The organism is Kribbella sancticallisti, from assembly GCF_039530625.1.
GTDB lineage: Bacteria > Actinomycetota > Actinomycetes > Propionibacteriales > Kribbellaceae > Kribbella > Kribbella sancticallisti.
In genome coordinates this window covers 1-6,608 of sequence record NZ_BAAAOS010000050.1, presented here as the reverse complement: position 1 = coordinate 6,608, position 6,608 = coordinate 1, and the positions used below count along the sequence as shown (strand labels likewise).

Sequence of the window (6,608 nt, the reverse complement as noted above, 5' to 3'; positions counted from 1 at the left end):
GTGGCCGCGCCTCGTCACGCCCCCACGCCGCACATCACGAACTCCGGCTGTAGTACTAGCCGCCGTCTGGTCCCGGCCCGTGACCAGTGATGCCTGTCCTGCCGGTGATGGTCGCGGCTGCCACGTCTACGAAGATCTCCCGAGCAGTCCCTGCGATCAGCCCTGCCACAGTTCGAAGCTTCGACCGGCGTTCGGAGTCAGCCTCCTTATCGGCCGCGACGTTGAGCGCGGTAATCAGTCGGTCGACGAGGCCGTCTGGAGATGGCCACTGCCCCACAATCCGACGCGCCTCTGGCGTGACATCTTGAACGAACCAGTGCCCCGGGCCACCACCCGTCATCCGCAGGTCGATGTACTCATTCTTCAGGGCGAGAAATGCACGTCCCACATCATCTAGACCCAAGCCCGTTGCAGACGCAATGTCAGCTCCGTCAGGGAACTGGTCCCACCGTGCCTCTCGCGCACGAATCACGGCCTCCAAGACCGGAAGCTCGCGGGTTGCCCAAGTCTCATGCACGCTGATCGCCTCCCCTATCATTGACACGTAACCCGTCACGCGCTCGGATCGGCACCCAGGGCATCCGCCAGCGCCAGTCCCCGAACCACCAGATCGTCCTGTGTCTTAACGATTGTGCTGAGGTGTTCGAGCGTCACGAATTCCCAAGTCGTCCCAGTCTTCGCACGTCGCTTCATGCCAACATGATGTTCACCGAGCTTCATGAGCCAGACCGCGTGGACAACCCTGTTGCGCTCCTCTGCGACGCTCCGGACCCCGGTCGCCCACGTCTTTAGATCGAGAGCATGACCGCCCCCCTCAGAGGCTAACCTCTTCAACCAGTCCGTGAGATTCGAAGTCTGCTGCCCCTGCGTCAATAGCCGCACTCGGTCTTGAGCATCACGATCATCGACGCCACCAACCAACGTGCCGAGCAACGTCTCACAGATCCCATCCAAGAGTGCAGATCCCGCAGCTATACGACCGAGCTCAAGATAGTGGGCATCATCAGGCACGAACTTCGACAGTATCGCCACTTGCCTCTCCTCGGTCGGCCTCCAACAGTAGAAGGCATGCTTGCCTGTTGACACGTAGCCGTCAACCGCGGCTCGCGCCCCGGCGCGACCCTGCATCGAACACCCCACCATGGACTGACTTACGGGTCGGGAATCAACAGGCAACGTCAAGAGTCGAGCAGCAGCGAGGAAGAGCACTACTGCACGCAAACCCGTTGTAGTAAAGAGGTTTCGGGCAACGAGACGCAACATCAAGTAGAACTGTCCGATTATCAGCGGGTTCGGGGTTCGAGTCCCTGGCGGCGCACCAACACCAAGGCCCGAGCAGACATCGCAATCTGTTCTCGGGCCTTTGTGTTGTCCACGCACCACTTACGCACCACTTTGCCGGACGTCGCTCCTCGTCGAGTCGCCAGCGACCGATCCCGCGCCCTTCGCCGACCTCCGTTCTGACCGGCCGCCCTTCTCCCCACGCCTTTCCTTGATCGTAACTGTGCGTCACCTCACATCGTTTCGCATCGTTCTCGCAACCGCGGATCCTCCTGCGGGCGAACCGTTGAGCAGCCAACCATCGAACAGGTTGGAGGCTTGAGATGGCGAGACCACCACTTCCCATCGGATCCTGGGGCGAGATCTCGACCTGGGTCACTCAGACCGACGACGAAGGCAACCCCACGAAGTACAAGTCGCAGGCCCGCTACCGCGATCACGACGGCCACGTCCGCCCTGTCTCTGCCTACGGCAAGACCAAGGCGACATCCAGGCAAGCCGTGCTCAAGAAGCTCCAGGACCGCGCCAAGACCGGCCACGGCGGCGACCTGACCGCGATGCACAAGATCAACCACCTCCTCGACCTCTGGGAGGAGAAGTTCAAGGAACAGATCGCCGACGGTACGCGATCCCCCACCTCGCTGGACACCTACCTACGCGCCATCAAGAACCACGTCCGGCCCGCCCTCGGCGAACTCCGCATCGGCGAAGTGAGCACACCCCGCGTCGACACAGTCATCTCCGAGATCAAGAAGAACACCGGCCCTCCGACAGCCAGGACCTGCCGCGCCGTCATCTCCGGCATGATGCAACTCGCCGTCCGCTACGGCGCCATCACCGGCAACCCGGTCCGCGAAGTCGAAAGCATCGAGCACCCCGCCAAGAAACCCGCCAGAGCCATCAGCGCCGACGAGATCACCCTCCTCCGCGCCCACCTCAAAGCAGACCCCACAGCCGTCCGAGCCGACCTCCCCGACCTAGTCACCTTCATGCTCGGCACCGGCGCCCGCATCGGCGAATCCCTCGCCGTCCTCTGGTCCCAAATTGACCTCGACACCGCCACCGTCGACATCACCCACACAATCGCCCGGATCAAGGGCGAAGGCCCCGGCAGGTCGCCGGCGTCGTCGCCCGTACTGGTGTCACCCGGCGTCTTGCAATCGTCTGGCACTGGCTCGGTCGGTGTGGCGATACACAGGTCGGACCCGCCGACCGCGATGGCGAGCGGCGCGACCAGGCCGATGCCGCTCATCAGGAGTGCGCCGGCGAGAGCGACCTTGCCGATCACGGGTTGAGCTGAGCCGAGGCAGACCAGAACTTGCAGATCGACGTACAGACGACACCGACCGCGGCTTGACGACTGGTGACCACAGTCTCGTTGTCGAGCACGGTCGTCTGCTTCCCACGGACGACGAAACCGGTCCAACCCTTGGGCGCTGCAGCGCTGTGCTGAAGCCTCTTCATCTCCGGGGTGATCTCGGCAGTGAGACCATCGACCGTGGCTCTGGCGTTACGCAGGTCGAGTTGCTGCCACTCCGGGAAGAGCGGCATCAGGCTTCGGGCGATTCGCGGTCCCTCACCGGTGGGGTCAGCGAAGACGCTGACTGCGTTCTGCCAGTCGTGGAAGCCATGCTTTGCGGTGTCGTAGGTCCAGATCGCCCGGGCATAACCGATCGCCAGCTCTTCTGGGTCTGTCGTTGAAGGACGCTTCCATGCCTCGAGCGGCGCCGTTGTCTCGTCGCCTGCGCTCGGCAGGATCGTCGGTTCGGACGCGACCGTCTCCGGCTCGTCCCAGTTGGGCGAGCCGAAGATGAGCGCCAGAACAACCGTGACGACCCCGAGCACGATGGCAACGGGGACCACGAAATGTGCCCGGCTGGAATGGTTCACGTGAGTCTTCCTCTCTTGGGGACCTCCGTACGCCGGAGCCACGCGAGACCGGCCCTCGCGATGGGCGGGGGCAGCATGTGGAGCCCGGCGAACAGGTGCAGGTTGAAGCGGAGTTGGGCGCGGTAGTACCGGATGAGCCAGTTGTGGCGGCGTTTGTCAGTCATGTCGGACTCAACGGCTGAGCCCAGGAACTTTTTCGTCAGGCGGATCTAGCGAGCTCGTACCAGCACGTTTCGCTAGTCCATCGGCCGAAAAACAGCAGGTCACGGCCGGCAGCCGCCTTCAGCCAGGTGCGGACAGTGAGGTCTGTGAACACCTGCTTGTCGGGCTGTCCTGCCGCGAGTCTGGCCAGTGCCGACGGTTTGGATGGGCTGCCTCGAAGCAGCCAGGCAAGACCTTCTGCCTGGGATTGCGTGACGCCACTTAGCCGCAGCCGGGAGATGATGGTGGATCTGTAGAACGGCGGCCCGTCTGCCGCTACACGCATCAGCTCGCGACTCACTGCGGACGGCAGCCCGTACCGCTCGAGCTCGGCAACGATTCGGTCCAGGTGGAGGCCCAGCAGCGGCATCCCTTGGGACTCGGCCTCGGGCAATGTCGGAGTGAGTAGGTGGCGTTGGCGGCGCAGTACCTCGGCCCGCGCTGCGTCAATGAGGCGCCAGCGAACGAGGTTGGCCAGATAGCCCCAGGTCACGCCTGCATCCGGCCGCTTCACCGCGAGTTCTTGGCACCTCTCCCAGGCGATTACTCGGGCGAGCTGGGCGGCCTCGTCGCGACCGAGGGTTGTCTTCAGCCAGTGCGGCAGCGGTACGACGATGTGCTGCTCGATCGCGTCGACCAACTGCCGGGAGGGTTCCTTGGCCCACGCCGCCTGAGCCGCGGCGTTGATGAGTGCCTCCAGTTCGTCATCCATGGCACTCAATGTGCTGGCCGCAGACCTGGTTCTGAACCTGGATTCCGAAATCAAGGACTCCTGGAAGCCAGGTCCGGGTCGGCTTCCATATCGCTAGGCGAGGCTCCAGCCTTCGGACGTCGACCGACACAGGCCAAGATCTCTCGCGACACGACCCGCTCCTCCAGATGAAGGTGCCGTGCCAGCCGTACGACCTGGCCGGCGATCCGATCCTTCGGAAGCTTGACGACCATCGGCGCGACCGATCGCAACGCCTCCACCTGGCCGCTCAGGTGATCGAGAACCTTCCCCCAGCGCGCCAGCTCCACATCAATCGCGAACTCGACCCCCGGCCGCGCGTTCGTGAGGACCGCGCGCATCAGGCCCCGTGAGGTCGAGAACAGCGACGCCGGATCGTGGCCACCCGGGAGTTCCGCGACCAGAACGGTCCTGAAGTAGGTGGACAGGGCATCAAGACCTCGCAGAGCACCCTGCTGCCCTGCAAGGTCCCCGTCCAGCATGAGGATCACCGTGTCGCCGACAGCGAACCGTCTGACGATTGCGGCCTGATGCCGTGTGATAGCCGTACCGCAAGACGAGGCACCTGCCCACTCAGCGCCGAGCAGGCTGACAGCCACCGCATCCGTAGGCCCTTCGACTACCACCGGGACCGCTCCCCTGGCCAGTCGGGCCTGTTGGGCGTCGATGCCGACCAGCGACCGTCCTTTGGCATAGATCCGGGTGCTTGGCGAGCTGATGTACTTCGGATCCGCTGCGCGGGCTCGGGCGACAAAGCCAACGGGTCTCAAGTCGATGTCGTGGGCCACGAAGGTCAGGCGGTCACGGAACCGATCCACCAGGTAGCCCGACCGGGTCGTCCTGGCCAAGCCGGCCGCGAGCATCGTGTCGTCGTCGAAGCCTGCCGCTCGCAGATGGTCGACCATCCCGGACCACCGGTCTGACGCGTAACCGACCGACCATGCGCTATCAGCCGCGAGCAAAGCACCCACCCGCCGCCCGACAAGATGGCGAGCTGCCCAGCCTCGGCGATTGCTCCGCAACTGCCGCCGGTAGAACGCTGACGCGACCTCATGCGCCCGGACCAGTTCGTCCATGGGTCACAAGTTCGGCCCTGGGTCTTCGAGCCCCAGCGAGGTGTGGTCAGTGACGTTGTCGTTCAGGCCGTTTTGGTGACCGGTCAGCGGCTTGGACAGCGACAGATACTCGAGCATGCTCCGTCCCCCGCTCGGAGACTGCGCCACGTAGTTCATCGCATGCCCGGAAGGGCGAGAAAGCACCCGGATACGGTCGAAGAAGAAGGCGAGGTCGAGCGCGGCGCCAACCGCACGCTGACGGCTCTCCTTATCCGTTGGCATCATCACGATGACCCGGTCGGTCTCGCTGTATCGGCGTAACATCCGTGCCTGAGCGGTCGACATCGGTGACTCGCACAGGGGAATCCCGACGTACTGCTTCGTTGTTGAGCGGCTGACTTGCTCGATGACCATCGCATCCATCGGATCGTCAACGACCACGGCTGTTGCGCCGTGCTGGAGTAGGTCGATCTGCTCCTCCATGCCGACGAGCGCATTCGATGGACGATGCACCGGCGTCGTCGGCGTGAGCAACTCTGGGCGACCGGCCCGATCGATCCCGACGAATCCTGTCGGCGCCAGCCGCTGATCCCGTGCGACCAGCATGAGCCGGTTGCGGTACCGGTCGATCGGCGCACCGTCGTCGGTCCACCTCATCAGGCCTGCTCGGACCAAGGTCGCGAACCCGTATCCCTGCCTCTGCAGGTGATCCGTCAACCGCGACCAGCTCTCGGGCGCATACCCGATCTTCCAGGAAGCCCCGGGAGTCAGTGCCCGATCCAAGCCCACGACCCCTCAGAAGGCGCACAGGCCAATCGCCCGTTGCCCTGAGCAACTCTGCTCGGAAGAACCTGCTGGCCTCGCGGATGGCCTCCTGCATCCGTTGCCGTTCTTCCTGCGATACAACGAATCCCGGATCGACTACCTCACCCATCACAAACCTCCGAAGAGCAACCGTCATCCCTGTCGCACTCGAAGATCGCGTTCCCACGCCCTTCCCAGAACCCGGATCTGTGATTCCAGGAGTTACAGCCCCAAGCTCGGACCCGAGTCGGGCTCATCCTCAACCGCCCTCCCAACCGGAGCCCGCCACACCAGTCGACTCTCGGACCGCGCAAGCAGCTCACCCGCCGAATCGATGCCCGCATCAAGCAACTCGATCAGCCGCCGCATACTCCATCGCAGATTCTGAAGATCAGGATTGTCAGTCATGGAATGAAGATCACCGGGACGGTTGAACGAGAGAACCTCGATTCACCGATCCAGGAATCGGTAGTAGCGCATCGTGTAGCGATCGTGGCTACCGACGATCGTCGCGCGGACCGGATCTGGGGTGACTTCCTAACGCACCACCGGGTTTACGATCCTGCTGCACCTGTCCCGGATGGAAGGCTAGTACTACAGCCGGAGTTCGTGATGTTCGGTTGAGTCGGTGATTTGGCGGTCTGGGT

Annotated in this window: 7 protein-coding genes; 1 reads left to right on the top strand and 6 read right to left on the bottom strand. The window is 63.7% G+C overall.

The genetic code is table 11. The annotated features are described in order from the left end of the window. Positions 1-552 precede the first annotated feature (552 nt). Entirely contained in the window at positions 553-1,032 is a 480-nt protein-coding gene (locus ABD255_RS32525) for a hypothetical protein (RefSeq protein ID WP_344220632.1), read from the bottom strand. A gap of 572 nt (positions 1,033-1,604) precedes the next feature. Between ABD255_RS32525 and ABD255_RS32520 the strand changes: the two genes are divergently transcribed. After that, positions 1,605-2,576 carry a tyrosine-type recombinase/integrase gene (locus ABD255_RS32520; RefSeq protein WP_344220631.1) on the top strand — a complete coding sequence of 324 codons (972 nt, stop codon included), beginning with the start codon at positions 1,605-1,607 and terminating at the stop codon, positions 2,574-2,576. On the opposite strand, the gene ABD255_RS32515 is transcribed toward ABD255_RS32520, so the two are convergent. Genes ABD255_RS32515 through ABD255_RS32495 form a run of 5 tightly spaced genes read right to left on the bottom strand, consistent with a single transcriptional unit; the run spans position 2,566 to position 5,946 of the window. Continuing rightward, positions 2,566-3,171: a hypothetical protein gene (locus ABD255_RS32515; protein ID WP_344220630.1), complete on the bottom strand. Its 606-nt coding sequence runs from the start codon at positions 3,169-3,171 to the stop codon at positions 2,566-2,568. The two genes, ABD255_RS32520 and ABD255_RS32515, sit on opposite strands and share 11 nt — an antisense overlap. Beyond that, positions 3,168-3,335: a hypothetical protein gene (locus ABD255_RS32510; protein WP_344220629.1), complete on the bottom strand. Its 168-nt coding sequence runs from the start codon at positions 3,333-3,335 to the stop codon at positions 3,168-3,170. Before ABD255_RS32510 ends, ABD255_RS32515 begins: the two co-directional genes overlap by 4 nt. Before the next feature lie 35 nt (positions 3,336-3,370). After that, the gene (locus ABD255_RS32505) at positions 3,371-4,084 is read right to left on the bottom strand and encodes a hypothetical protein (RefSeq protein WP_344220628.1); all 714 of its coding nucleotides are present in this window, start codon (positions 4,082-4,084) and stop codon (positions 3,371-3,373) included. 50 nt (positions 4,085-4,134) lie between these two features. Continuing rightward, a complete protein-coding gene (locus tag ABD255_RS32500) occupies positions 4,135-5,178 on the bottom strand; it encodes a toprim domain-containing protein (protein ID WP_344220627.1) in 1,044 nt (347 codons plus the stop codon). A 3-nt stretch (positions 5,179-5,181) separates the two neighbouring features. Further along, the gene (locus ABD255_RS32495; RefSeq protein ID WP_344220626.1) at positions 5,182-5,946 is read right to left on the bottom strand and encodes a hypothetical protein; all 765 of its coding nucleotides are present in this window, start codon (positions 5,944-5,946) and stop codon (positions 5,182-5,184) included. Between the last annotated feature and the right edge of the window lie 662 nt (positions 5,947-6,608).

What these genes read in the sequence shown, in the direction of transcription:
- ABD255_RS32520 (WP_344220631.1), top strand. Translation starts at nt 1,605, where the DNA reads ATGGCGAGACCACCACTTCCCATCGGATCCTGGGGCGAGATCTCGACC.
- ABD255_RS32510 (WP_344220629.1), bottom strand. Translation starts at nt 3,335, where the DNA reads ATGACTGACAAACGCCGCCACAACTGGCTCATCCGGTACTACCGCGCC.
- ABD255_RS32500 (WP_344220627.1), bottom strand. Translation starts at nt 5,178, where the DNA reads ATGGACGAACTGGTCCGGGCGCATGAGGTCGCGTCAGCGTTCTACCGG.
- ABD255_RS32505 (WP_344220628.1), bottom strand. Translation starts at nt 4,084, where the DNA reads ATGGATGACGAACTGGAGGCACTCATCAACGCCGCGGCTCAGGCGGCG.